Origin of the sequence: Nitrosomonas sp. (genome assembly GCF_021731985.1) — a bacterium.
Lineage (GTDB): Bacteria > Pseudomonadota > Gammaproteobacteria > Burkholderiales > Nitrosomonadaceae > Nitrosomonas.
The window spans coordinates 30942-54649 of sequence record NZ_JAKFWH010000084.1 but is presented as its reverse complement, the minus strand read 5'-3'; the positions used below and the strand labels follow the sequence as shown (position 1 = coordinate 54649).

At 44.8% G+C, this 23708-nt stretch carries 28 protein-coding genes and 1 pseudogene; 11 read left to right on the top strand and 18 right to left on the bottom strand.

Features of this window, described 5'->3' with window-relative positions:
• A pseudogene (locus tag QZ942_RS12975) lies at window positions 1–250 on the top strand (IS4 family transposase); the annotation flags it as partial.
• Window positions 251–439: 189 nt separating this feature from the next.
• Here QZ942_RS12975 and QZ942_RS12970 read toward each other — a convergent pair.
• The 3 genes from QZ942_RS12970 to QZ942_RS12960 are packed head-to-tail and all read right to left on the bottom strand — an operon-like array spanning window position 440 to window position 3292.
• Window positions 440–1819: a hypothetical protein gene (locus QZ942_RS12970; RefSeq protein WP_292996269.1), complete on the bottom strand. Its 1380-nt coding sequence runs from the start codon at window positions 1817–1819 to the stop codon at window positions 440–442.
• A 12-nt stretch (window positions 1820–1831) separates the two neighbouring features.
• The gene (locus QZ942_RS12965; RefSeq protein WP_292996273.1) at window positions 1832–3043 is read right to left on the bottom strand and encodes an NAD(P)/FAD-dependent oxidoreductase; all 1212 of its coding nucleotides are present in this window, start codon (window positions 3041–3043) and stop codon (window positions 1832–1834) included.
• 60 nt (window positions 3044–3103) lie between these two features.
• On the bottom strand, window positions 3104–3292 hold the full coding sequence (locus QZ942_RS12960) for a twin transmembrane helix small protein (RefSeq protein WP_292996266.1): 189 nt from the start codon (window positions 3290–3292) through the stop codon (window positions 3104–3106).
• A gap of 158 nt (window positions 3293–3450) precedes the next feature.
• Here QZ942_RS12960 and miaA point away from each other — a divergent pair, with 158 nt between their 5' ends.
• Both miaA and QZ942_RS12950 read left to right on the top strand, forming a co-directional pair.
• Window positions 3451–4413: a tRNA (adenosine(37)-N6)-dimethylallyltransferase MiaA gene (gene miaA / locus QZ942_RS12955; protein ID WP_292996264.1), complete on the top strand. Its 963-nt coding sequence runs from the start codon at window positions 3451–3453 to the stop codon at window positions 4411–4413.
• Between the two features lie 189 nt (window positions 4414–4602).
• Window positions 4603–4938 carry a BON domain-containing protein gene (locus QZ942_RS12950; RefSeq protein ID WP_292996261.1) on the top strand — a complete coding sequence of 112 codons (336 nt, stop codon included), beginning with the start codon at window positions 4603–4605 and terminating at the stop codon, window positions 4936–4938.
• Between the two features lie 59 nt (window positions 4939–4997).
• On the opposite strand, the gene dapD is transcribed toward QZ942_RS12950, so the two are convergent.
• The 4 genes from dapD to rlmJ all read right to left on the bottom strand — a co-directional run bounded on the left by dapD (window position 4998) and on the right by rlmJ (window position 10327).
• Window positions 4998–5819, bottom strand: coding sequence for a 2,3,4,5-tetrahydropyridine-2,6-dicarboxylate N-succinyltransferase (gene dapD / locus QZ942_RS12945; protein WP_013966865.1), 822 nt, complete (start codon window positions 5817–5819; stop codon window positions 4998–5000).
• A 22-nt stretch (window positions 5820–5841) separates the two neighbouring features.
• A complete protein-coding gene (dapC, locus tag QZ942_RS12940) occupies window positions 5842–7038 on the bottom strand; it encodes a succinyldiaminopimelate transaminase (RefSeq protein WP_292996259.1) in 1197 nt (398 codons plus the stop codon).
• A 188-nt stretch (window positions 7039–7226) separates the two neighbouring features.
• Window positions 7227–9248: a CopD family protein gene (locus QZ942_RS12935; protein WP_292996257.1), complete on the bottom strand. Its 2022-nt coding sequence runs from the start codon at window positions 9246–9248 to the stop codon at window positions 7227–7229.
• A gap of 206 nt (window positions 9249–9454) precedes the next feature.
• Complete coding sequence (rlmJ, locus tag QZ942_RS12930) at window positions 9455–10327, bottom strand: 23S rRNA (adenine(2030)-N(6))-methyltransferase RlmJ (protein ID WP_292996254.1); 873 nt, start codon at window positions 10325–10327, stop codon at window positions 9455–9457.
• 210 nt (window positions 10328–10537) lie between these two features.
• Here rlmJ and QZ942_RS12925 point away from each other — a divergent pair, with 210 nt between their 5' ends.
• Window positions 10538–11236, top strand: coding sequence for an SDR family oxidoreductase (locus tag QZ942_RS12925; protein WP_292996251.1), 699 nt, complete (start codon window positions 10538–10540; stop codon window positions 11234–11236).
• A 129-nt stretch (window positions 11237–11365) separates the two neighbouring features.
• Here the strand turns inward: QZ942_RS12925 and QZ942_RS12920 are convergent, their stop codons facing one another.
• From QZ942_RS12920 to QZ942_RS12895, 6 genes are all read right to left on the bottom strand, one after another.
• Entirely contained in the window at window positions 11366–12118 is a 753-nt protein-coding gene (locus QZ942_RS12920; protein ID WP_292996249.1) for a DUF2971 domain-containing protein, read from the bottom strand.
• Between the two features lie 251 nt (window positions 12119–12369).
• The gene (locus QZ942_RS12915) at window positions 12370–12819 is read right to left on the bottom strand and encodes a hypothetical protein (protein ID WP_292996247.1); all 450 of its coding nucleotides are present in this window, start codon (window positions 12817–12819) and stop codon (window positions 12370–12372) included.
• Window positions 12820–12941: 122 nt separating this feature from the next.
• Window positions 12942–13442, bottom strand: coding sequence for a hypothetical protein (locus QZ942_RS12910; RefSeq protein WP_292996245.1), 501 nt, complete (start codon window positions 13440–13442; stop codon window positions 12942–12944).
• A gap of 45 nt (window positions 13443–13487) precedes the next feature.
• Window positions 13488–14132, bottom strand: a complete 645-nt coding sequence (locus QZ942_RS12905; protein ID WP_292996243.1) for a phosphoribosyltransferase family protein — start codon at window positions 14130–14132, stop codon at window positions 13488–13490.
• Window positions 14133–14142: 10 nt separating this feature from the next.
• Window positions 14143–14409 (bottom strand): hypothetical protein, encoded by a 267-nt coding sequence (locus tag QZ942_RS12900; protein WP_292996241.1) that lies wholly within the window; start codon window positions 14407–14409, stop codon window positions 14143–14145.
• A gap of 167 nt (window positions 14410–14576) precedes the next feature.
• Window positions 14577–15284, bottom strand: a complete 708-nt coding sequence (locus QZ942_RS12895) for a PEP-CTERM sorting domain-containing protein (protein ID WP_292996239.1) — start codon at window positions 15282–15284, stop codon at window positions 14577–14579.
• A 768-nt stretch (window positions 15285–16052) separates the two neighbouring features.
• On the opposite strand from QZ942_RS12895, the gene QZ942_RS12890 reads away from it, so the two are divergent.
• Window positions 16053–16619: an NYN domain-containing protein gene (locus QZ942_RS12890; protein WP_292996237.1), complete on the top strand. Its 567-nt coding sequence runs from the start codon at window positions 16053–16055 to the stop codon at window positions 16617–16619.
• Between the two features lie 167 nt (window positions 16620–16786).
• On the opposite strand, the gene QZ942_RS12885 is transcribed toward QZ942_RS12890, so the two are convergent.
• From QZ942_RS12885 to QZ942_RS12870, 4 genes are all read right to left on the bottom strand, one after another.
• Window positions 16787–17047, bottom strand: a complete 261-nt coding sequence (locus tag QZ942_RS12885) for a DUF5062 family protein (protein ID WP_292996235.1) — start codon at window positions 17045–17047, stop codon at window positions 16787–16789.
• 77 nt (window positions 17048–17124) lie between these two features.
• Window positions 17125–17541 carry a DUF86 domain-containing protein gene (locus QZ942_RS12880; protein WP_292996233.1) on the bottom strand — a complete coding sequence of 139 codons (417 nt, stop codon included), beginning with the start codon at window positions 17539–17541 and terminating at the stop codon, window positions 17125–17127.
• Complete coding sequence (locus QZ942_RS12875) at window positions 17529–17906, bottom strand: nucleotidyltransferase domain-containing protein (protein WP_292996231.1); 378 nt, start codon at window positions 17904–17906, stop codon at window positions 17529–17531. Before QZ942_RS12875 ends, QZ942_RS12880 begins: the two co-directional genes overlap by 13 nt.
• Complete coding sequence (locus QZ942_RS12870; RefSeq protein ID WP_292996229.1) at window positions 17899–19605, bottom strand: glutamine--tRNA ligase/YqeY domain fusion protein; 1707 nt, start codon at window positions 19603–19605, stop codon at window positions 17899–17901. Before QZ942_RS12870 ends, QZ942_RS12875 begins: the two co-directional genes overlap by 8 nt.
• Before the next feature lie 293 nt (window positions 19606–19898).
• Here QZ942_RS12870 and rplM point away from each other — a divergent pair, with 293 nt between their 5' ends.
• From rplM to argC, 3 genes are all read left to right on the top strand, one after another.
• The gene (gene rplM, locus QZ942_RS12865; RefSeq protein WP_292996227.1) at window positions 19899–20333 is read left to right on the top strand and encodes a 50S ribosomal protein L13; all 435 of its coding nucleotides are present in this window, start codon (window positions 19899–19901) and stop codon (window positions 20331–20333) included.
• 3 nt (window positions 20334–20336) lie between these two features.
• Entirely contained in the window at window positions 20337–20729 is a 393-nt protein-coding gene (gene rpsI / locus QZ942_RS12860) for a 30S ribosomal protein S9 (protein WP_292996225.1), read from the top strand.
• Between the two features lie 108 nt (window positions 20730–20837).
• On the top strand, window positions 20838–21866 hold the full coding sequence (argC, locus tag QZ942_RS12855; protein WP_292996223.1) for an N-acetyl-gamma-glutamyl-phosphate reductase: 1029 nt from the start codon (window positions 20838–20840) through the stop codon (window positions 21864–21866).
• Window positions 21867–21994: 128 nt separating this feature from the next.
• Here the strand turns inward: argC and QZ942_RS12850 are convergent, their stop codons facing one another.
• Window positions 21995–22132, bottom strand: coding sequence for a hypothetical protein (locus tag QZ942_RS12850; RefSeq protein ID WP_292996221.1), 138 nt, complete (start codon window positions 22130–22132; stop codon window positions 21995–21997).
• Window positions 22133–22218: 86 nt separating this feature from the next.
• Here QZ942_RS12850 and QZ942_RS12845 point away from each other — a divergent pair, with 86 nt between their 5' ends.
• From QZ942_RS12845 to erpA, 3 genes are all read left to right on the top strand, one after another.
• The gene (locus QZ942_RS12845; RefSeq protein WP_292996219.1) at window positions 22219–22797 is read left to right on the top strand and encodes a DUF6776 family protein; all 579 of its coding nucleotides are present in this window, start codon (window positions 22219–22221) and stop codon (window positions 22795–22797) included.
• 12 nt (window positions 22798–22809) lie between these two features.
• Complete coding sequence (locus tag QZ942_RS12840; protein WP_292996217.1) at window positions 22810–23271, top strand: polymer-forming cytoskeletal protein; 462 nt, start codon at window positions 22810–22812, stop codon at window positions 23269–23271.
• Between the two features lie 80 nt (window positions 23272–23351).
• Complete coding sequence (gene erpA, locus QZ942_RS12835) at window positions 23352–23696, top strand: iron-sulfur cluster insertion protein ErpA (RefSeq protein ID WP_292996215.1); 345 nt, start codon at window positions 23352–23354, stop codon at window positions 23694–23696.
• Window positions 23697–23708 lie beyond the last annotated feature (12 nt).

The window sequence follows — 23708 nt, the reverse complement described above, 5'->3', positions numbered from 1 at the left end:
GCGTATCAAACGTTTCATCGGCAACAGCGAGAATGCGGTGAAAACGCAGATCTGGTGCGCCGTCGCCACTTACGTGCTGATCGCCATTGTTAAAAAGGAGCTTCAAATTGATGCCTCGCTCTACACTTTGCTACAGATTTTATCGATCTCTGTTTTTGAGAAAAACCAGTTGCGACAAGCCTTACAAGGCGCTGTCTACATTCCAGAACAGTGCGGCTCCGCTAACCAACTAAATTTATTAAACTTTTAACCGGACACTACTGCTTTCTTATATAGGTATAACCCCTAGCTATTCCTATGACAGGAAAAATTATCGTCCCAACAATTATCGCGATATTTGATCCCGCTGAAACTCTGGTTTTCTCATTTTCAGGAGAATTATCTGTTTTTTCTCAGTCGCTTTCATAACGTCAAATACAAAATACTCAGCAAAGTTAAGTCATCGTTTTATTGTAATAATGACCGAATCTTCATAAGTAGCGTCATAAATATTATTCATATTATCATCAACTGCAAAGCTGATGATATATGTACCGGGAGGCAGATTCAGTGTTGCACTCTCAAAGAGTGTAAAAGAAGCAATGTTCGCTAAGGGCCCATCAAAAACTCTTATAGGTGTATCTGATGCAACAAATTGAAATTGATCATTGAGCCAATATATCCCTACGGGAGTAATTGCTTTGATCCAATAATCTGCTAAATTCCCGGCACTTTTATTCGGGTTTAACATAACTATAAGTGTCAGCTCATCACCTTGGTTTAATTTGATTGAATCCGGTTTTCCATTAGCGATTACTGAGACTTCCGGAAGAAGTGATTCAATAACGGCTAACTCCTGATTAAAAAACCATAAAGAATCAGTATTGAATGAAATATATCCTGAATTAATGACAATATGTGACTCATTATCAGAAATATACTGCGCAGTGACTTCGCAAGCAGAAAAAGAAGCTTTGCTATCAAAAGCTAAAACAATGTTTGCATCCTCAGTAACCCCCGCATACTGCAATAACACTGTATAGTCATCCCTTGTCCCCGCCAGCATATCAAGGCCACTCATACCCAAGCGTAATGTAGCCACATCATCAGCAGCTAAGGTACGCCGTGACTCACCTGCTTGGATACCCTGCTGCATTACTGCCTCGGTTTTCTCTAGGCCAAATAATCCTGATACATTACGATCACCATTGACTACATAATGATCACCTGATGGAAGGTCATCAAAATGTTGACTATACGTTGTTTTGTCAACAATTATGGGCGAACGAAAAGGATCATTAATTCCTTTTGAGAACCAGTGCAAGTTAACATCATCACCACGTATGTCATCGCTAGAGCCAATAATTCCATCAGTACCACTATTTAAATCAAATACATTATTGGCGCCTTTGGTAGAAGCTGTATAGTTTTTATTATCGCCGACAAGACCGGATTCCGACGCCAAATTGGGGTGCGAAAGCCCAATACAATGCCCCAGCTCATGCAGTGCAACAGACTCAAAATCAAAGTGATTATCGGGAATACTATTTCCTGACGTGATTACATTCCCGGTTGTAGGCACTAATTGATTCCAAATGTTAATAGCATTCTGAAGCGGTATTTCCATTTTATCCACATGGGGAAAGAAAGGTGAGATACCTACCGTTATAACCAGTTTCCTCCCTGTTCCATCATAACCAGTTGGGTGGGTTATCACATCAACACCATAAGTATCTCCGGCGAATTCAAAAACCCCGGCTTTTGTTGGCTCAGCTAATATTAGTAGAGTTAATGTTAGTAAAATCTCAGGAAAATAGGAGTGAATGCTTTTGAAGTACATTTTGTAAGGTAATTAGGCAACCTGCCCGGCGGCGTAACCCGAAGACCAAGCCCACTGAAAATTAAATCCACCCAAGTGACCGGTCACGTCGACCACTTCTCCAATAAAATACAACCCTGGTATGCGTGTGGATTCCATCGTTTTGGATGAGAGCTCATGTGTGTCTACCCCTCCCAGCGTCACTTCCGCTTTTTTATAACCAACTGTTCCAGTGGGAGTAACCTGCCAACCATGGAGCTTATCTGCAATCTGACGCAATTCACCTTCACGATATTGGTTCATCGGTTTTGCATTCATGGATAACCGAACCAGCATTGCCGAACACCAGACCTGCACAAAACGTTTAGGCAAATAACGAGCCAGTAGATTGGGTAACAACATCGCGCTATGTCTGTGTGCCAGAAAAATCTGCTGCACATCCTGTTGCGGCAACAGATTGATATGGATTAACTCTCCCGGCTGCCAATAGGAAGAAATCTGTAAAATGGCTGGTCCACTCAAGCCACGGTGCGTAAATAATATGCTTTCACGGAATGTGCAGCCACTACAACTCACTTCAGCATCTATCGCCACGCCTGGAATATCCTGAAAACCGATAAAATCTTCAACTGCAAAAGTCAAACCGACCAAAGCGGGACGCAAGGGTGTCACACGAATACCAAATTGATTGGCAATCTGATAACCCAATGCACTGGAGCCAATTTGCGGAATGGATAAACCACCCGTGGCAATCACTAATGAACTCACTTCTATTGTATTGCGTTCGGTCGTCAGTATGAATTTCCGCTCGGTATGTTGGGTTTCGTTATCTGCTGGAAAATATTCCACTTGCTTTAGCTGAGAAGGCATCTGCCAGTCCACACCAGCCACTGCGCATTCACGCTGCAGCATATCAATGATTTGCTGTGAGCTGTCATCACAAAACAATTGTCCTGATTTTTTCTCATGATAATGAATACCATGTTTCTCAAGCAACACAATAAAATCCTGGGGCGTAAAACGGGCAAGTGCAGAACGGCAAAAATGAGGATTGCTGGAGAGAAAGTTTTCCGCCTTGGTATAACGATTGGTAAAATTGCAGCGGCCACCGCCGGAGATACGGATTTTTTCTGCCAGCTTACGGGCATGATCAACCAGCATGACACTGCGTCCCCGTTTACCGGCTTCAATCGCACACATCATTCCTGCGGCACCCGCACCAATAATGACTACATCTCTGGACACTTTTTTCAAGAGCGTTGATCGCAATGCATGCGTCAAGACTTTCTGACACAAAAAAATTTCTTACTCAGACATCATATCCAAACGGGTTGATATCATCATAACAATAAACAGAAAAAGTGACAGGCCAACACGTATGCCCAAGGACCTGACCATACGAGTCGATTGGCCTTTATCTTTATACATGTAATACAGAGCCGATCCCAGGCTATATAATATAAGAAGAAATATTACCGCTGCGAAGATTTTCAATGGTTTGTCCCTACTAGAAGTTGAATTTTTCGAAGTTTAGCCGAGTTTTGCTGATTGTCCAATGACAATTTAATTATAAAATTCCATCCATTTTCAGTATCAATAAAGTCATTTTTAAACAGATACTTTGTTTCAACACTCATCAATTAGAACCCAAAATGCAATATTCAACGCGCTTGCCACCTGCTATTTTCTTAATGGGTCCCACCGCAAGTGGCAAGAGTCAAATTGCTCTGGATATTGCTGAAAATTTCCCAGTAGAGATTATCAGCGTTGATTCTGCCCAGGTTTATCGCCATTTAGATATCGGAACAGCCAAACCCGATCCAGCAACCCTCATCCGAGCACCTCACCACCTGATTAATCTAATCGACCCAAACCAACACTACTCGGCAGCATTATTTCGTAATGATACATTAAAAGTCATGCATGAGATTACACAGCGCAATAAAATTCCATTACTTGTAGGAGGTACCATGCTTTACTTCCGGGCATTGCAAGATGGCCTTTCGATATTGCCCTCAGCGGACAAGAACCTTCGCCTGATGCTTGAAAACATGGCTAACGAATTGGGCTGGCCAGTCATGCATCAAAAGCTCGAAGAACTGGATCCGGAAACCGCAGCGCGTATCAAACCCACGGATAGTCAGCGCATTCAACGCGCTTTGGAAGTATGTTATCTGACCCAGCAACCGATGTCTGAGATTCTCAAAATCCCCAGAGAAGCAGACTTTCCTTACCGTAAAATAAGTATTGCACTAATCCCCAGTAATCGCAGTCAACTGCACCTACGCATCGCAGAACGCTTTGAAGCCATGTTGAAATCTGGATTAATTGATGAAGTTCAATCCATTCTCCAGCAGTTTTCACTCAGTATGGAATCCCCATCAATGCGTTGTGTCGGTTACCGTCAAACCTGCCTTTATTTGGATCACAAAATAAATAGCGCGGAATTACATGACATGGGTGTTGCTGCCACTCGTCAATTAGCTAAGCGGCAACTCACATGGCTACGCAGCTTGAAAACTGACGAAGTGAAAGAATTTGATTGTCTGGCGAGCGATTTAACTACTCAAGTACAGCACTTTTTACATGCAGCAATCGAGAAACATTCAATTTAAGCTCTTAGAAATCTCTATCATGACTACATTTTAAAATACCGGCTTGTCTATGTCCTACCTGTAGCGTTATGATTCCATACATGCCAGATGGGATAAATAACATGCAAGCAAAAAATGACCGCCATAAAACAATAACGTTACAACATTCGCATGCAAATTCAAGAAAATCAATGATAGGAATAAAACATTATGCAAACTCGTTATAAAGTATTTACTTTTTCCATACTCCTCCTGAGTCTATTCACGTTGAGTGGTTGCGAAAACTATGCAGAAAAAACGCATGAATCCTGGGTCACACCACCACCAGGAGCCGTTTATGATGATTCGACTATTTTTGCACGCATCACCCAAGCCGTTCAATCAGATCCAGTGCTACAAGGTGCAAAAGTCGAAATTAAAGTCAACGATGGCAATGTCGTTCTAAGCGGCACCGTCAATAACGAAGACCAACTTACCCGTGTCAATATGCATACCTGGATTGTGGACGGGGTAAAAAAAGTAGATAACCAGATTGTCAAAAAATAATCATCTATCCCAATAAAAATCCCCATTTAAGGGGATTTTTATTGTATCTCTCAGACAATTCAGATCCCGCGCAGCAACTCATTAATACCCGTTTTTGATCGAGTTTTAGCATCAACCTGTTTAACAATCACCGCACAATACAGACTGTATTTTCCATTCTCAGCCGGTAAATTACCTGATACCACAACCGATCCCGGCGGAATACGACCATAACTGACTTCCCCCGTTTCGCGGTTATATATTTTTGTACTCTGGCCAATATATACACCCATCGAAATCACAGAATTTTCACCGACAATCACCCCTTCCACCACTTCTGAACGTGCCCCGATAAAACAATTATCCTCAATAATTGTTGGATTTGCCTGAACCGGCTCCAACACACCTCCGATGCCAACACCGCCGGATAAATGCACATTCTTGCCAATTTGCGCACAGGAACCCACTGTTGCCCAGGTATCAACCATGGTACCCTCATCCACATACGCGCCAATATTGACATAAGACGGCATCAGAACCACATTGTTAGCAATAAACGAACCTTTGCGTACGGCTGCAGGTGGCACCACACGGAAACCGCCGTCACGGAAATCCCTGGAACTGTAATCAGCGAATTTTGACGGTACTTTGTCAAAATAGTTGGAGAAACCGCCCTTGATGAAACTATTGTCTTCGATACGAAATGACAGCAGCACGGCTTTCTTGATCCATTGATGCGTCACCCAATCGCCATTGATTTTCTCGGCCACGCGTAGTTTGCCGCCATCGAGCATATTGAGCACTTGCGCGATAGATTCCTTCAGATTGGCATCGACATTACGCGGGGTAATATCAGCACGGCGATCAAAAGCTTCTTCAATGATGGTTTTCAATTCATTCATAATTTTTCCTAATAATTTAAATTCAGCTCAGTTGAATCACCAAGCTCTTGATTCTGTTCATGGCCTCGATACATTCCTGCGGTGAAGCAACCAGCGCAATCCGTACATAATCTTTTCCCGGATTCATACCATGCGCATCACGTGCCAGATAGCTTCCCGGCAGCACCGTGACATTATAATCTTGATAAAGCCGTTTGGTGGATTCAGTATCACTGACTGGGGTTTTAATCCACAAATAGAAACCCGCATCCGGCATCTGCACCGCCATCGTATCCGACAACAGTGCTATCGATGAAGAAAATTTCTGCGCATATAAACGGCGATTCTCCACCACGTGCGCTTCATCACTCCACGCTGCGGCACTCGCCGCCTGAGCGGCTGGATTCATCGCAGAGCCATGATAAGTCCGGTACAGCAGGAATTTTTCCAGTAGCGTAGCGTCTCCGGCCGCATACCCGGAACGCAACCCCGGCACATTAGAGCGTTTCGATAAACTATTGAATACCACCAAACGCGAAAAACCAGAACGGCCCAGTCGCTGCGCAGCATCCAGCGCCCCTAAAGGCGGATCTGTCTCATCAAAATATATTTCTGAATAACATTCATCCGAAGCGATCACAAAACCATAACGATCCGACAACGCAAACAATTCACGCCATTCATCCAGCTTCATCACACCACCTGTTGGATTATTGGGCGAGCACACATAAATCAACTGCGTGCGTGACCATACTGTATCGGTCAATTGTGAATAATCCAGTTTGAAATGATTCTCCGGCAACGTGTTAATAAAATAAGGGGTTGCGCCCGCTAATAACGCAGCCCCTTCGTAAATCTGATAAAACGGATTGGGACAAACCACCGCTGGATGACTAGCTCTGGGATCAATCACCGCCTGCGCAAAAGAAAATAAAGCTTCACGGCTGCCATTGACGGGAATAATTTCTGTGTCTGGATTGATACCGGGCAGGTTAAATCGTCGATTGATCCACGCCGCGATGCTATTCCTCAGCGCCGGCGTTCCCAGCGTGGTCGGATAAGTGGATAAACCATCCAGATTATCTATCATCGCATGACGAATAAAATCGGGTGTCGCATGCTTGGGCTCACCAATCTGCAAATCAATCGGATGCAGCGCAGTGTTGCGTATTACCCCCTCAAATAGTTGCCGCAGCTTCTGAAAAGGATAAGGTTGCAGCTGGTTCAGATTTGGATTCATTCGCTATTAGACGTAGTGCTCAGTCATAAACTGTCACACTGATTGCCCCCGGAAGATTAGGATTATTGTTTTGTGTAGGGATTATAAAACGCGCTTAGAAGAATGACCAACTTAAATAGTAAAGCGTAATAATGTAGTTGTGCTAGCTTGTTTGATTTCTAACTTCGGTTGATCTTCAGTGCGGTACATCAATGTGCATGATCACCGGGTGGCGGCATAATCTCGCCCTCTTGATTGAGCTGAGTCAATTGCAACGTTAAAGCACTGATATTCTGCCAGCCAAACCCTTCAAACTGAGCAACCCATCGGGCGCGCAAATATCCAAAGCGATCGGTTACAAACTCCATATGTCCCGGAAACATACCTTTTCTCGACAGATCGGGAACCGTTCTAACACGCCGGTATAACCAGTAGCTGTCTTTGATTTCCGACCAGCCTTCAGTAACTACTGGGAAAGGAGCAATACTGACGATTTGCTGTAATTCTTGCTCATTAAGTGCATGAATTGGAACCGCCAGAATCTCAGTATTAAGCGCTTTTATTCTGTCATAAGATGCAGCCAGTTGAAAAAATCGCTCCTTTGATTGCGGCCAGGAGAATAACACCAGCACCACATTTTTTTGCAAGCGAAAATCCTTTAAATTGCCATCGGAACCATCACTCGTAGAATAACTAAATACTGGTGATGCAATCACCGGACTCTCTGGAACGATCATGCTTCCCAGTAAGCGCGCATCAAATCCGCGCGACAACGCATGGAGAAAATTGATAAGATCCCAGCGGTCTTCTTCGGACAAAGACGCAGCAAAACCCGGCATTTTTGTTCCCGGAATACCGTGCGATAGCTGGTGAAAAATATTGCCCACGGTATATTTTGCCGTATGCTCCTCGGTCAAAAGATCCGTTGGATCTCTGACCTCTGGATCGACGATGGTACCAGTTCCTTTGCCTTGCGGGCCATGACAGTTTGCGCAATGCTCGCTAAACAGCCTAAACCCATTCGAGATTGAAATCGCATCGAAAGGCACGGTTGGCTTCAGATAAGTTTCAGGATAAGCCTCGATGGCCAAAGGCGGCAAAGCAATTGCCATCGAACTGATTCCCAGTAAACCCGGAACCAGAATTCTTTTCATTTTGTTCCAGTTATTTTTTGCGCCCAGCCAAACCGTACCCAGTGCAACAAAAAACAGCACAACACCCGACCACACCATTTCCTGCACATTCGGCTCATCCCATGTCGCATTGATCGAGAATCGGAACGGATAAGGCCAATTATCGATCACCATATGCTTGGCAGGAAGTGTATTAGCCAGGATAGTTGCAATCAGCACCAGTAATAGCGCCAGAATAAATTCGATGCCGACCCATTTTTTTAAATGGATAACACCTTCACTGTTTTGTTGTGCATCTCCTCCGGAAAGCATCGGAAGCCACTTATTACGCGCCTGAAAGGCAATCACCAGAATAATTGCCAAAATACTCAGCTTGGCATTCAATAACCAGCCATAAGGACTGGAAACCAGCGTGTGATAAAAGGTTTCAACCAAACGATCGGTTACAATCAGACCAGTCACCACCAGTAACACCATTACGGGCAACGCAATTGCCGAGAATTTCTTCAGATAGTTTGCAATCGTCTGATTGGATGGCTTACCCGGTTCGCTATGATTGCTATATAAAATAAACAGAAAGGCTGGCAATGCACCGAACCACACGCCAGCAAACAGAATATGCAACGCATAAGGCACAACCGCCTCAAACGACATTTCATCCGCGCTGGAATGACTCATAAGCGTACCAGCGATCAAAGGAAGCGACGCGACAACAGCCCACAAAAAATAATGCCATCGCTCCCGGTGAATACGCCGAAACAACAAAATAACACCCAATAACACGCACGCCAGTAGCGCGCGAGCCACCCAGATATGTCCAATTTGTGTTTGCTGCACAATTCTCAGCCAGGCTTCCGGATTCCAGAAATTGGCTAAATTGGCGGTTGCTTCACTCGTTGTGGTAGCCAAAATACCGATGAGTCCCAGCAAGACCACACCAGCTATCCACGGAAACACTCTTTCAAGCCGGATAACCCACGGCGCATCAAATACGGTTTTTTGGGACCCGATAATGGCAAAAAAAACGCAGCTTCCAAACAAGATCAAATTGGCAGTCAGTTGCGACCACCGGGCAAATGCAGCAATGATTTCAATCATGGTTTTACAATAGGAATTATTATAATTATTTTGACAATACCAGTATCTAGGGAGTTTTCCGGATATGCAGCACCGGAAAAATTCTGGATTTCCCGGATTCAACAAAATATCCGTAAGACATTTTACAAAAATGCGACAGCCTAGCGTAGCGCCGCATGATATTCAAGGCATTTTAAGGCTATCTGCCAGTCAGATGGGTAGCGTTGTCATTGCCCCAAATTGCCTGAATGAGAGTTTGACTCGTGCTTCTCAAGAATGAAACTTGCTTGTGCATCCTGCGCCAGTTGCTTGACGAGATAAGGCATCACCTCCTGCAATATCCCATAAAGAGTCCACGGCGGGTTGAACACAAACATGCCGCTACCATGCATACCGAAGCCGCCTTTACCCGGTGCCTGCACACTGAGCGCAACATGCAGCCAACTCTTCACGGGCAATCGCTTGAACTGCTCGGGCAATTGTTTTGCCTCAACGCGCTGCAACTGCGGATACCACACCGCATAGATACCGTTGGCAAAGCGTTTCAGACCTTCGCCCAATGCCGATATGACGCGGCGATAATCCTGTTTATCTTCGTAAGGCGGATCGATCAACACCAGCGCGCGGCGTGACGGCGGGGGCAATAGTGCCTTCAATGCACCAAAACCATCGGTACTCTGCACTTGCACCCGTGCACCCTCGGCGGCAAAGTTTTGCTGAAGAATTTCGCTATCCGCCGGATGCAGCTCAAACAATCGCAGCCGATCCTGCTCACGCAACAAGTGCAGGGCGAATAATGGCGAACCGGGATACAACTTCATCTGCTTGTCCGGATTGATGTCTTTTACCAGCGACGCATAATCGGCCAGCGCACCCGGCAAATCGTCGCGATCCCACAAACGGGCGATACCGCTTTCGTATTCCGCATTCTGTGCAGCAAAGCCGCGATCCAGCGCATAGCAGCCTGCGCCAGCATGGGTATCGATATACCAAAACGGTTTATCTTTCTGCATCAGATGACGCAGCAATTGTACTTCGATCAAGTGCTTCAGGACATCGGCGTGATTGCCTGCATGAAAGGCGTGTCGGTAGCTCAGCATGGATTGGATTGAAATTTTCCCGGATTTACATCTTCAGACTGCGTTGATGCTATCAGCTTTTGCTGGGTTATTGTGAGAAAACAAAGCGTTTTGACACCCTGATCTTGCAACAGCCGTTTCGAAAGTTTTCAAGCATTGTAAAATAGGCGCCATTGAAGTTTGGATTTAAGCGTCAAAACACAGATTATCGAATAATTATAAGGAAAAGACATGAGAACAGCATTAATTACAGGCACAAATCGTGGCATCGGACTTGAATTTGTCCGGCAATATGCCAAAGATGGCTGGCGTGTTTTTGCTTGCTGCCGCAATCCGGTAACAGCGGAGGCACTGAATCGTTTGGCCGCGCAATATCCGGATCAGATAACCGTCCATCCGCTCGATGTAACCAGCCACCATCAGATTGAACAGTTATCACAAGCTTTATCCAATCAGATGATTGACTTATTGATCAATAATGCCGGTGTCTATCCGCCGGAACACGGTGATGCCTTCGGAGCAACGGATTATGCTGCGTGGGTTTATGCCTTTGCAGTCAATACGATGGCACCGCTAAAAATGGCCGAAGCTTTTATCCAGCAGATTTCCCAAAGCCAGCTAAAAACCATCATCACCATCACCAGCAAAATGGGCAGCATTGCAGACAATCGCGGCGGCGGCAGCTACATCTACCGCTCCAGCAAAGCAGCGGTCAATATCGTAATGAAAAGCCTGTCGATTGACTTGGATTCAAGCCGGATTACCGCAGTATTACTCCATCCCGGATGGGTCAGAACCGACATGGGCGGTCCGAACGCATTAATTACTACCGAACAAAGCGTCACCGGCATGCGCCGTGTCATCAGTAATTTGAAATTTGCGGACTCCGGAAAGTTTTATGCGTTTGATGGGCAGATTGTGCCTTGGTGAAGTAATCTTAAAATTAACCCAAGAAAGACTATAAAATATCGATAAACAAATTGTATATACAATTCTCTGCTTAAGGATCTGTATGGTGGGTTTTGTATTTCTCAAAGTTTGGATAATCTTAATGAAAACCTAACGATAAGAGGCTTTAGACCTGCGTATGTTTATATCATTGCCAAATCCATTCTTCTCAAGAAATTTTTTGATCACATGAACTGGTGTTGAATGTTTAGGGCCAAGGATGACTTCAAGAATAGGCACTTTCTCTAGTTCTCTTAATTCATACGAACGATATGGCACAATCTTTCCCTCTGTTACTCGGTAGCTGCATTCACCGGTACGCATATTGGAAATGTAAGAGACGAGACGCCATTCCTTCTCTTCCTTGAATGCCGAGGATTTTAGTAAAAATAAATAATTAAACAAACTGATTGTTTTTAAAGACCGATTCTGTTTTGCTTTATCCTTAGCCGTAATTTCCTCAGCTATTTGCTGATCACTTCTTAATTCAAGTAACCCATGTTTACGATTTTCAATTTTAAATAACTGTCTTATCTCTTGATATGTTGGAGATATAAGCTGATCATGGGTATCAATTTCATATTCAACTTTAAATAAATTCAAGCTATCTGAACTGTTGCGATTCTCCTTCTCTAGCCATTCCAGATACTCTTGGCTGAAACCGATAGAAACTCCGGTAGCATCAGAAGCATAACCTCTCCATTGACTCAATAGATCCCCTTCTTCAGAAAGACAGAAACCCAGACCATCAATAAGAATTTCCAACTGATTGATTGAGTCTTGTAAATTGCTAATTTCTTCGATTCCAAGTTTATCCTTATGTGCTAGCCGCATAACTGATTGAGTTACAAGTTTCCCTTCCATGTAATCATTGGATTGAGTAAGTGATGAAAGCCAAATTGCTCGTGATGTGACTATGTTTAGAAAAGCTTCGGCAGAACAGTAGTGATAAAGGATTGGCATGTTGGCAGGAGTTGAAAGAGTCAGACACGATTGGTTTTTTATGTACAGACGTAATATAAAATATCAAAAGCGAAGCACATTGTACCTATGCAGGTCAATACAATTTCTCAAACATAAACTCTTTAAAACTTCCTTGTTAATCTGGATGGAGTTTAAGCCGAACCAAGATACCAATCAGGAACTGCTCCCTTATATTGCTGCAAGCTGCGTTCAGCGATGCGCAATTTGTTCAGTAGCACAGTCAATTGAGAATAAAACTGGTCACTGGCCATCAATTGCTGCCATTCGTCACCATCGGGATCGTCTTCATCGAGATTGCGCCAGAAAAGATTGCAAAAGTTATTGAAAGGAACCGGCCGCCCTGCGACTAGGTCGGCTTTTATTTTTTGATCTATCCAACGCTGCCGTCTGCTGATTAAGTCTTCCGCGCCTTCACAGACAACAACCGATAGATAGGCATATAAATCCGATGTGCTGCGAATACTTTCGAGTTCAGGAAACTTTTGTTTACCGATAGCATTTGCAATCAATTCTTGCAAAGCAATAGTCGAAATTTTAAGGCTTACACCCGTTTGCAATACGTAGATTTTATCGAGGTCCATAAGTCAGTAAAAATAAATAATGAAGCCGAAGCCAATGCGTAATTCGATTGAGAATCGATGCTAAGGTTCATTTTTACTCAGAAGAATGGTAGTTACAACAAAAAAAGAAACGAGCGATTATTCTATTCGTATCGTATGAACTCTTCTGCCAGGGCATCGGGACCATGCCGGTCGATCAGCGCATCAATTTCTGCCAGCAAGACATCATCTTCATCCTCATCCAATACACCAGCGCCCACTAAACTTGCTAACAACCCCGAAATCATCGCGTCTTTTACGGCTTCGAGTGTCGGCGGGTTTTCTTGATCCCTGTCATTGACCACTGCGTCAATGACTCGTGATAAGGGCTCACTGGCATTTTCCTGCACAAAGTCAATGGCTAGCGCCGATTCGCCAAATTCCTCGATCAATGCATTCAGTTCATCCAGCAATGATTCATTACTATCAAAATGGTGCCGCTCCTCTGTTTCAGTAAATGCATCGCTAAGCAGACCCGCAACAAAATCATGAATGGTGGCGAGCGTTATATCTTGCTCCAGCTCTGACTTATTCACGCGATCTTCAATGAGCGCGGATAAATTAGAGCTAACACGGCTGGCAATATCAATCGGGTTTCGTATCATGGCAAACTCCTAGTAAATAATTTTCGATCAACAGAATACGCACAATTACTCCTTCTCTTGCCGATTTGACCCGGCAAGACAAGCAATCACTTCTTCATCGGTCACTTGCGGAAAATCCGCGTAAAACTGCCCTACCGCATAGAAATTGATTGGAGAGGATAAGCAAACAATATGATCCGCCTTTCCCTCTAATTTCCTCAATGTCTCCGGCGGCGCTACAGGCACGGCACAGATCAATTCTGCCGGTTTTTTGTTACGTAATGCATGCAGTGCGGCGATCATCGTCGATCCCGTGGCCAGCCCGTCATCGATGACGATGACAATCCTTCCAGCGGGATCAACCGGCGGATGCATTGGAGTATATTGCGCGCGCCGCTGCCGGATGGTTTCCAGCTGAACAGATACTTCCCGGTTGATGTAATCCTGATCGGCACCGGCTTGCTTGGCATACTCAGTCAGATAAACCCAACCGCTCTCATCAACAGAACCGATCGCAAACTCGGGATTGCCCGGTGCACGTAATTTACGCACCAGTACCACATCCATTTCACCGTTCAATTCCTCAGCAATCACCTTGGCCATCGGCACGGCGCCTCTGGGAATAGCCAGTACCAGCGGATTTTTATCTTGATACTCAGAAAGTGCTTCCGCCAGTTTCCCGGCTGCTGTGATGCGGTCGGCAAAAATCATAATGGCTCCTTCACATGATTATGACATGGTGCGATTGATTAGGAGACGCAATTCCTTCAAGTAACGGGTATTCAATACATCGTGTTTCTCCAGCCAGCCGCGCTTGCCCGATGCCAAAGCGCAGATTGGCGAAATCGTAAACGCTATGGGCATCGGAATTAATGCTGATTAACACACCTTCTTCCTTGGCCATTTGACTCGAGAATAAATTTCTCCGCTCTATGAGACGGCTCTCCTTCAACATCTCTTCGTAACACAGCGAGTTTCCGGGAATCATCAACTTCAGCCTGCTGCAATAGGCTGCGGAACTCGATCAGAATTGCTTAATAAAGCGTTACAACCCAATTCTCTTGTTAACACAAAGTAAAATGGCTATGCAAAACCTGCCACCCACAAAAAAACCCGCCACTCGGACGGGTTTTTTGGGAACACAGTTTAATCCGTTTAAGCGTTTTGCTTTCTACGTCGCGCCATAAAGCCAACGAGTCCCAAACCAGCAAGTAACATGGCGTAGGTTTCTGGCTCGGGTACGACGGCTACCTGATCAAAGTTGATATTATCAATACCGACATTCCAATCGTTATAGCCAAAACGGATCGACAACGGTCCTTCATGTGTCAAGCCTGGGGTGAATGCACTATGTGTTCCGCCTGTTCCCAGGATAGTCACGGGTGAGTAATCGACCAATATCGTATTGCTGGTACCATCCAGAATTCGCACTTGAGAACTGGGATGATCGACAATGTAATAACCAGCTATATCGAAACTATTGAGGCGAATCGCCCAGCCGGGCTCAGGCACTAAAGTGATTTCCGCAAAATGATCGCTACTGGTGACACTAAAAGCAACGTTTGTCAGATCACCGTAGCCTGTAGCCCAAAAATCCAGATTATTATAATGGACTGTATCCGTGCTAATTTTCCACGTGTTATATTCAGTCGTCACATTAGGCGTATAGCCATTACCCACGAGATACGATCCGACCGCATCACTCGCAGCATTAACGTTATCTCCGTAGTTTCCCGGAATATCGCCATAATTTGGCACGGCCGGATCCAAATCGAAAGTCAAAATAGTAGCTTGCGCCGATGTGGCCAGTAACACGCCTGCTCCGAGTAACAACGTGTGTGATAAAAGAGATCGAGCTTTCATGATGTTTTTCTCCAAATTTATATTATTAGCTTGACGAGTATCCATAGTGCTGAGATAAAACAATCAACAGACCACTCGTTTAATCCTAAACATGTTCTTTTGCATGGCACCTAGTGTCAAATATCACGACAACCATGAAAAATAGATTCATACATTCATCAGGTTACGAGTATACAAGAAAAACTATTGCCGATTTATCAGAAGAATGTGCATAAAAATGCATGCCTCCCCATAATAATCATTAGAACAATAAGATAGATATAGTTAATACTTCCCTTTTTGCCAGGACATTTGTCATAGCAAAGCGCCTCGCTTAGGACAGTATATCACCGCACTTCCCCTGCAGCGTGCGCCGCTTAGATCATCACTCCAACTGGCAAATGTTCCGGCAGCGGGGATTGTTCTATATCGATTGACAGTGCAGTTACGAAACTCACATTTCACGATAGAATGTACCGGCAACACAAGCATTGTCATTCAGTTTATGATGTCGTTGTCATCACACAAGGAGACGATCATGGCAAAAGGACAGCAACGCAAAAACAAAGAAGCAAAGAAGCCTAAAAAAGAAACACCGAAGTAACCAAAAAACAAAGGTCGTGAATCAAGAAAATTTTTGCTTCTTCATTTCTGATTCACGGCCTGATATGGGTGGCTATTAGGTAAAAAAAGACATCTATATTGATAAGGATCACTGATAGAAATCAGGCAATACCATTATGCAGTACTATTGCTTTACCAGTTATCTCTCTGAGATATAATTAAACCATGCCATTTCCCTACCCTCCAGAAATTAAGAATTCCCGAGTAATGGTGTTCGTCGATGGCGAAAATCTCGCTATGCGGTATGCTAACCTACTCGGCGATAAGCAACCATTCAAACATGTTCAATTCGAGCGAGACACTTACGTGTGGTCGCCCTTACTTGATGGTAATTCTCATCGCACGGTGAACACAGTAAGGCGCTACTACTATACATCTGTCCGTGGCGACGAAGATCATCGCAATAAAATCCATGATAAGCTCTACGCACTTGGTATACAAGCACCGCGTGTTTTTCCTAAAAACAAGAGTAGGGGCTCAAAGCGCGTCGACATATCACTCTCTGTAGAAATGCTTTCTCATGCACACTACGGAAATTACGACGTCGCGGTGCTTGTCGCTGGCGATCAAGATTATGTTCCTCTAGTTGAAGCCGTGAAAGCACAAGGACCACAAGTCTTTGTTTGGTTCGTTCGCGATGGTCTTAATCCAGCATTGCGGCGGAGCGCTGACTACTTTTTTGACCTTGGAGAAATTCTGCTTAGTGAAAAAGCACCGCTCTACATGGTTTAATTTTTCATTCTACAAAATCTTATCGATTTCTGAGCCTAAACGTTAGTACTCGTAGGCGCAATCTATATTACACCGAAGAAATGGAGTTCTCAGGTATGTGCGGATTGTCGCCCAACGCGCAAAATCCGGTGCAATGCGCTTCGCTTATTGACACCCTACATTGCGTATCACTTCAATAACGGATGATCCTTCGGCAGTTGCTTGGCATACCACATCGCCAGTTTATGCCGCATGGTTTTCTCAGCGACTTGGTCTTCCGGTAAGGGCTGCATGACTTTATCGTGTACCAGCAAACGATAGATGTAGAGCAGTTTCTCACTTGCCGAATCGGTTGCTTCAAACTCAACCACGCCCCGCCCTTCCGCATACTTCACGCCGGCCAGCATGGCTTCCTTGAATAAAGCAGCTTCATTTTTCAGTTTTTTCATGGCGCTCCTCGTTAAGTGTGTGCTATCCGCATGATACCCCGGCATGGAGATACGGCCATCTTATTTGCTAGCCGTTGCTATAAAGCAGCATACCGGCTGATTTCCTGGGCAAATCGGCGAAAGTCTTGCAAAGTATCTTGGCAGATCGCATAAACAATTTCCCAATTAATCGCTTCATAGTTGTGCACGGCGATATTTCTAAAGCCAATCGCCTTTTTTAATTGTTCACAGGTATCGGGTGTGATGATGCCTAGTTCATTGAGTGTCGTAAAAACTTCGCCCATGGTTTGTGGAGAGGGTTTATTGGCCGTGCTGATAATATGGCTGCCGATATCAACACAAAGCTGGACAGCCCGAGTGAGGTTAATAACCAATATGTCTTGCAAATCCAGACTCTGAACCAGAAGATGGATATTATCCGGTTTTTTATCTTCAATGCGTTGAATGCAGCGCCGCAGCGACTCAATCTTTTCTGCAAGAATCAATTGATCCATCGATTACGCCTCTCGGTCAGTATTCTTTGGTGCAACGGAAGAAAATCGGCGACGTTCAATAAATGCCGGGTTAACAGCTCGGCATACGCGGTATCACCGCCAATCAGCCGGATTCCCTTAAATACCTGCCCTGTAATGGGTTCAGGTACGTGATACAAATCAACAATGTCGACCGGGCGGCCAAATTCAGCGCCGATGATTTGTATCAGTTGCAGTTTAAAATCTGCAGTGAGCGGCGCTTGCGCCAATATGCCCAGATCGACGTCACTGTCCGGGCGCGCATTGCCTGTCGCCTGTGAGCCAAACAAAATTGCCAGCTTGATTTCAGGATATTGCGACAGTAATGCAGTTAATCGGCTATGCACCCGCGACTTTCCCCCACGAATCGCGCAAGGTGACGGCACGATTAAATACCGGCTGATCGGATTTCATATCGATGTGATCGGCGATGAAATAGCCGTTGCGTTCAAACTGAAAACTTTGTTCGGGCTGCGCATCACAAAGCGATTGTTCCACATACGCGGTGATGATTTCCTTTGAACCGGGATTCAACGATGTTTTGTAATCCTTGTCACCGCTGTCCGGGTAGGGGTCAGAAAACAGGCGGTCGTACAGGCGCACTTCCGCCGCTTGCGCGTGCTTAGCGGATAACCAGTGGATATTGCCTTTGACTTTGCGGCCTTCCGATCCGGGAGTTCCGCTCTTGGTATCCGGGTCGTAAGTACAATGGATTACCTCGATTTCACCTTGCGCATTTTTATCGACTTGCACGCATTTAACGATAAAAGCGTAGCGTAACCGCACTTCCGCACCGGGAGACAGGCGGAAATAACCTTTCGTTGGCACTTCCATGAAATCATCACGTTCGATATACAATGTTTTGGAAAAAGGAATCGTGCGCTTTCCCCATTCCGGTTTTTGCGGATGATTCGGCGCAAAGCAATCTTCTTGCTGATCTTCCGGATAGTTGTCGATGATCAGTTTCAGCGGCTTGAGTACGGCAATGCGACGCGCTGCGCATTCATTCAGATCTTCACGCAAGCAGTCTTCCAGTATGCTCATATCAATCCAGGAATCCGCCTTGCTGATACCGATGCGGTCGGCAAACAACCGGATGGAACGCGGCGTGAAACCGCGGCGGCGCACGCCTGCCAGTGTGCTTAATCGAGGATCATCCCAGCCGTCCACCAGTTTGCTTTCCACCAGTTCAATTAATTTGCGTTTGCTCATAACGGTGTAAGTCAGATTGAGGCGGGCAAATTCGATTTGTTGCGGATGGCACGGCACTTTGTCGGCCAGTTGATCCAATACCCAGTCGTACAACGGCCGGTGATCTTCGAATTCCAATGTGCACAAGGAGTGCGTAATTTTTTCCAGTGCGTCGGAAATGCAGTGTGTATAGTCGTACATCGGATAAATGCACCATTGATTGCCGGTGCGCTGATGATGTACATGGCGGATGCGGTAAATCACCGGATCGCGCATATTAATGTTGGGAGAAGCCATGTCGATCTTGGCTCTCAGCACATACTTTCCGTCCGGAAATTCGCCGGATTTCATGCGCCGGAACAAGTCCAGGTTTTCTGCCACCGGACGATCCCGGTAAGGACTGTTTTTACCGGGGCTGGTCAGCGTGCCGCGCATCTCGCGAATTTCCTCCGCCGTAAGGCCCTCAACATAGGCTTTTCCTTGATTGATCAGATATTCGGCAAATTCGTATAATTGAACGAAATAATCCGAGGAATAGTAAAGATGCTTGCCCCAATCAAAACCAAGCCAGGAGACACTGTCACAAATCGAATCGACATACTCTTGCGCTTCCTTCTCGGGATTGGTGTCGTCAAAGCGCAAGTGACACACACCACCATAATCATGCGCGATACCAAAATTAAGGCAGATACTCTTGGCATGGCCAATATGCAAATAGCCATTCGGTTCGGGCGGGAATCGTGTTTCCACGCGCCCATTCCATTTACCGGTACGGTTATCCTCATCAATAATATTACGAATAAAATTGGAAGATACTGACTCAATAGGTAAATTAGTTTCGGATTTCTCTTTCAAAGCTCGTCTCTCGGCATGTAATTGATATATTACTGTAAAATACCACACATGGTGTCTAATTATCAGAAGTTCGCTCGAACTGATTGCTCAAATGTCGTCAGAGCGTCTTCCGGCAGATTATAGCGGCGATTAACGCAAAAGCCACCACCTTTACAATAGACTACTCGCCGCTTCACGCTTCAGTTTGGAGCCTATCTTTAGCCCAGCATAAAATAACTCGTTCTAAATTTGACTTTTACCCGTGTCTGACATAGAATTCCCGGCTCTTTTTGATATAAGCAGGACAGGTTTTCGTGAAAACATTTTCAGCCAAGCCACACGAAGTAAGTCATGACTGGTTTGTCATTGACGCGACCGATAAAGTACTGGGTCGTCTTGCTTCGTTAATTGCCCATCGTTTACGTGGCAAACACAAACCCATCTTTACACCGCATGTTGATACCGGTGATTATATCGTCGTTGTCAATGTCGATAAATTGCGTGTAACCGGCAATAAAATGGACGATAAAATCTATTATCGCCATACCGGTTACCCAGGTGGAATATATGAAACTAACTTTAGGAAAATGCATGCGCGTTTTCCAGGCCGCCCCCTTGAAAAAGCGGTTAAAGGTATGTTGCCTAAAGGACCGCTGGGATATGCGATGTTAAAGAAACTTAAAGTATATGCGGGTGACGAACATCCTCATGCCGCTCAGCAACCTAAACCACTTGAAGTTAGAGCTTAATTTATGACCACTCAATATAATTATGGAACCGGTCGGCGCAAAAGTGCTGTCGCACGTGTTTTTATCAAGCCCGGTAAAGGTGAAATCATCATTAATAACAAACCAATTGATGATTTCTTTTCACGAAAGACCGGTCGCATGATTGTAAGACAGCCACTTGAGTTAACAAATAACACCACCTCATTTGATATCATGGTAAACATTCATGGTGGTGGTGAATCAGGCCAGGCAGGCGCGGTACGTCATGGCATCACACGTGCATTGATTAATTATGATGCGACACTGAAGCCTGTATTAAGCAAAGCTGGTTTGGTTACCCGTGATGCACGGGAAGTTGAGAGGAAAAAAGTTGGCTTGCGTAAGGCGCGGCGACGCAAGCAATTCTCCAAACGATAATTCTTTATTCTTGTTTGAATATAAAAAGCCGCCTCTTGTCAGGCGGCTTTTTTATTTTAGATTTTGCAAATAGGCATACACCCTTAGAAAAGGACAACAGGAGTCACAATGGTTAATGTAGGTATTGTTGGTGGGACAGGTTACACAGGCGTGGAATTATTGCGTTTACTGGCACAACACCCAAAAGTCAAAATCAAAGCAATTACTTCACGCAGTGAAGCTGGCATGAGTGTCGCCGAACTATTTACTAATCTGAGAGGACATATTGATCTCAAATTCAGCGACCCAACCGAAGCCAAACTGAATAAATGTGACCTGGTATTCTTTGCCACACCGAATGGTATCGCAATGCAGCAAGCCGAATCCCTGCTGAAAGCAGGCGTTAAGATCATCGACCTGGCCGCTGATTTCCGCATCAAAAATGTTGCTGAATGGGAAAAATGGTACGGCATGCAGCATGCCTGCCCTGATTTGGTCGCTGAGGCGGTATACGGTTTACCGGAAATTAACCGTGAGCAAGTCAAGAATGCACGCCTGATCGCCAATCCGGGCTGCTATCCAACGGCGGTACAACTTGGCTTTTTGCCGCTGATAGAAGCGGGAATCATTGATATGGATCACCTCATTGCCGATGTAAAATCGGGCGTTTCCGGTGCAGGCCGGAAAGCCGAAGTGCATACGCTGCATGCTGAAGCATCCGACAATTTTAAGGCTTATGGCGTCCCAGGACACCGGCATCTCCCCGAGATTAAACAAGGTCTTTCCAATGTGGCCAAGCGGCCGGTCGGTCTGACATTTGTTCCGCATCTGGTGCCGATGATACGCGGTATCCACGCGACACTTTACGCCCAATTAACCAGTCAAACAGATTTACAGGCACTTTACGAGAAACGCTATCAGAATGAAGCTTTTGTCGATGTGTTACCCGCAGGCAAGCATCCGGAAACCCGCTCGGTACGTGGTTCGAATATTTGCCGTATCGCCGTGCATCAACCACAGAACAGCGACACGGTCGTGATACTATCAGTAACTGACAATCTGGTAAAAGGCGCGGCAGGACAAGCAATACAAAACATGAATATTATGTTCGGTCTACCTGAAACGCTCGGTATCAACCAGATACCACTTTTACCGTGAGGCGCGATTATTTCTGATGAATAAAAACCTGATTATAGTTGCAGCCGAAGAGTCTTCATCAATACAGGATATATTATTATGATCATCTGCAGTCACGACTTAAAGCCCACCGGTTTATCCAGCACCAATTAGGCATGACTAAACCAGACATCCTGTGCAGATAAATTGAATATCCATTTATAGAGCGACAAAGCAGGTGTACAAGTTTTTCCAGAAAAAACCAAAGATTCTGTCTCCTCGCGTTGTCGTGCGCCCTCACCTATCATGGCAATTTCTTCTAACTGCAGCTGTTATTTTCTGCTCATTATTAACTCTGCTGTCCTGGGGTATGTACGAAGCCGGCAGGCAATCAGTGAATACGCAAGATGGCATGGATCAAGAAAAATTTGCGTACTCCTATGATCCAGGAACTTGCAGACAAACAAAAAAACAAAAATTATGCAACCAGATTGGTGATTTGATACAGCAATTACAAATCAGCAACACCGCCAATGAGAATCTTGCTGAACAAGTAAAATCACTTGCTAACGAGAATGACCACTTGATGGAGAAACAGGTATTTTTCCAGCATCTCATAGCCAGCAATACAAAAAACGGCCTTTCAATTTATCAATTTAGTTTGAAAGAAACACAGACTCCCGGTAAGTATCGCTATGCGCTGACACTCATCCAAGGCGGAGAAAGGCCTAATGATTTCAAGGGAAACTTAAGATTCCAGGTTAAGCTGTTGCAAAACAATCAAAGTAAAATCATACCGCTCACCAACAAAAACGCTACGAAAGATTTTCCCGTCAATTTCAAGTTTTTTCATAGACTGGAAGAAAGCTTCAATGTACCCCCTGATACCATCGTAGAAAACTTGCAAGTGCAAATTTATAAAAATAATGACAACAAGGCCATATTAACCGAAACTGTGCAACCGGCATTGTGAAGGAGAAGAAACATGTTCGGTAGAAAAAAGAAAAAACCACTTCACCCCCATATCGATACCTTGATCGGCGCAAACACGCATATCACAGGAGATATTAATTTCACGGGCGGCCTGCGAATTGATGGACATATTTCCGGTGATGTCACGGCAACCGATGATGAACACAGCACACTGGTACTCAGTACTGAAGGCAGCATAAAAGGCAAAATAAAAGTTGCCAATGTCGTTATCAATGGCACAGTAACCGGCCCTATACAGGCACAAGAGTATCTGGAGTTACAAGAGAAAGCGAAGGTATATGGCGATGTTCAGTACGGTTCTTTAGAAATCCAACTGGGTGCCTGCGTTGAAGGAAAAATGATCCACCAGAACAGACCGGACGCTGAGAATGCGCAACAGCCCGAGAAAATGATAACATTATTACCATCCGCAACAGAAAAGCAACCCGCCTCCACTGAAAATGATGCGGTATAATGAAATATGCGATGAACTATTTGGCATTTTAAAAACCTGTAAATAAGAACAACTATGAAACTATGACTGTAGGAACTACTATGAACACTGAAACTAACACGCCTCTCTTGTTTACTGAAAATGCTGCTTTTAAAGTTAAACAACTCATTGAAGAAGAAGGAAACAATAATCTTAATCTCAGAGTTTTTATCAGTGGCGGCGGCTGTTCTGGTTTTCAATATGGTTTTACTTTTGATGAACTGATCAATGAAGATGACACCATAATGGAAAAAAACGGTGTAAAACTGCTGGTTGATCCAATGAGTTTCCAGTATCTGATCGGCGCCGAAATTGATTATCAAGAAAACATACAAGGCGCTCAATTTATCATCAAGAATCCCGGTGCTACCAGTACTTGCGGTTGCGGATCATCGTTCTCCGTATGAGCCGCCTGCATT

Excerpts from the sequence above, each read along its gene's own strand:
- QZ942_RS12885 (WP_292996235.1), bottom strand. The coding sequence starts at position 17,047 with ATGAAAAAACTGAAAAATGAAGCTGCTTTATTCAAGGAAGCCATGCTG.
- erpA (WP_292996215.1), top strand. The coding sequence starts at position 23,352 with ATGAACACTGAAACTAACACGCCTCTCTTGTTTACTGAAAATGCTGCT.
- QZ942_RS12905 (WP_292996243.1), bottom strand. The coding sequence starts at position 14,132 with ATGATTTTTGCCGACCGCATCACAGCAGCCGGGAAACTGGCGGAAGCA.
- QZ942_RS12895 (WP_292996239.1), bottom strand. The coding sequence starts at position 15,284 with ATGAAAGCTCGATCTCTTTTATCACACACGTTGTTACTCGGAGCAGGC.
- QZ942_RS12850 (WP_292996221.1), bottom strand. The coding sequence starts at position 22,132 with ATGATAGGTGAGGGCGCACGACAACGCGAGGAGACAGAATCTTTGGTT.
- dapD (WP_013966865.1), bottom strand. The coding sequence starts at position 5,819 with ATGAATGAATTGAAAACCATCATTGAAGAAGCTTTTGATCGCCGTGCT.
- QZ942_RS12925 (WP_292996251.1), top strand. The coding sequence starts at position 10,538 with ATGAGAACAGCATTAATTACAGGCACAAATCGTGGCATCGGACTTGAA.
- QZ942_RS12900 (WP_292996241.1), bottom strand. The coding sequence starts at position 14,409 with ATGATTCCCGGAAACTCGCTGTGTTACGAAGAGATGTTGAAGGAGAGC.
- QZ942_RS12890 (WP_292996237.1), top strand. The coding sequence starts at position 16,053 with ATGCCATTTCCCTACCCTCCAGAAATTAAGAATTCCCGAGTAATGGTG.
- rpsI (WP_292996225.1), top strand. The coding sequence starts at position 20,337 with ATGACCACTCAATATAATTATGGAACCGGTCGGCGCAAAAGTGCTGTC.
- QZ942_RS12950 (WP_292996261.1), top strand. The coding sequence starts at position 4,603 with ATGCAAACTCGTTATAAAGTATTTACTTTTTCCATACTCCTCCTGAGT.
- dapC (WP_292996259.1), bottom strand. The coding sequence starts at position 7,038 with ATGAATCCAAATCTGAACCAGCTGCAACCTTATCCTTTTCAGAAGCTG.
- QZ942_RS12880 (WP_292996233.1), bottom strand. The coding sequence starts at position 17,541 with ATGGATCAATTGATTCTTGCAGAAAAGATTGAGTCGCTGCGGCGCTGC.
- QZ942_RS12920 (WP_292996249.1), bottom strand. The coding sequence starts at position 12,118 with ATGGAAGGGAAACTTGTAACTCAATCAGTTATGCGGCTAGCACATAAG.
- QZ942_RS12840 (WP_292996217.1), top strand. The coding sequence starts at position 22,810 with ATGTTCGGTAGAAAAAAGAAAAAACCACTTCACCCCCATATCGATACC.
- QZ942_RS12935 (WP_292996257.1), bottom strand. The coding sequence starts at position 9,248 with ATGATTGAAATCATTGCTGCATTTGCCCGGTGGTCGCAACTGACTGCC.
- QZ942_RS12910 (WP_292996245.1), bottom strand. The coding sequence starts at position 13,442 with ATGATACGAAACCCGATTGATATTGCCAGCCGTGTTAGCTCTAATTTA.
- miaA (WP_292996264.1), top strand. The coding sequence starts at position 3,451 with ATGCAATATTCAACGCGCTTGCCACCTGCTATTTTCTTAATGGGTCCC.
- rlmJ (WP_292996254.1), bottom strand. The coding sequence starts at position 10,327 with ATGCTGAGCTACCGACACGCCTTTCATGCAGGCAATCACGCCGATGTC.
- QZ942_RS12915 (WP_292996247.1), bottom strand. The coding sequence starts at position 12,819 with ATGGACCTCGATAAAATCTACGTATTGCAAACGGGTGTAAGCCTTAAA.
- QZ942_RS12970 (WP_292996269.1), bottom strand. The coding sequence starts at position 1,819 with ATGTACTTCAAAAGCATTCACTCCTATTTTCCTGAGATTTTACTAACA.
- argC (WP_292996223.1), top strand. The coding sequence starts at position 20,838 with ATGGTTAATGTAGGTATTGTTGGTGGGACAGGTTACACAGGCGTGGAA.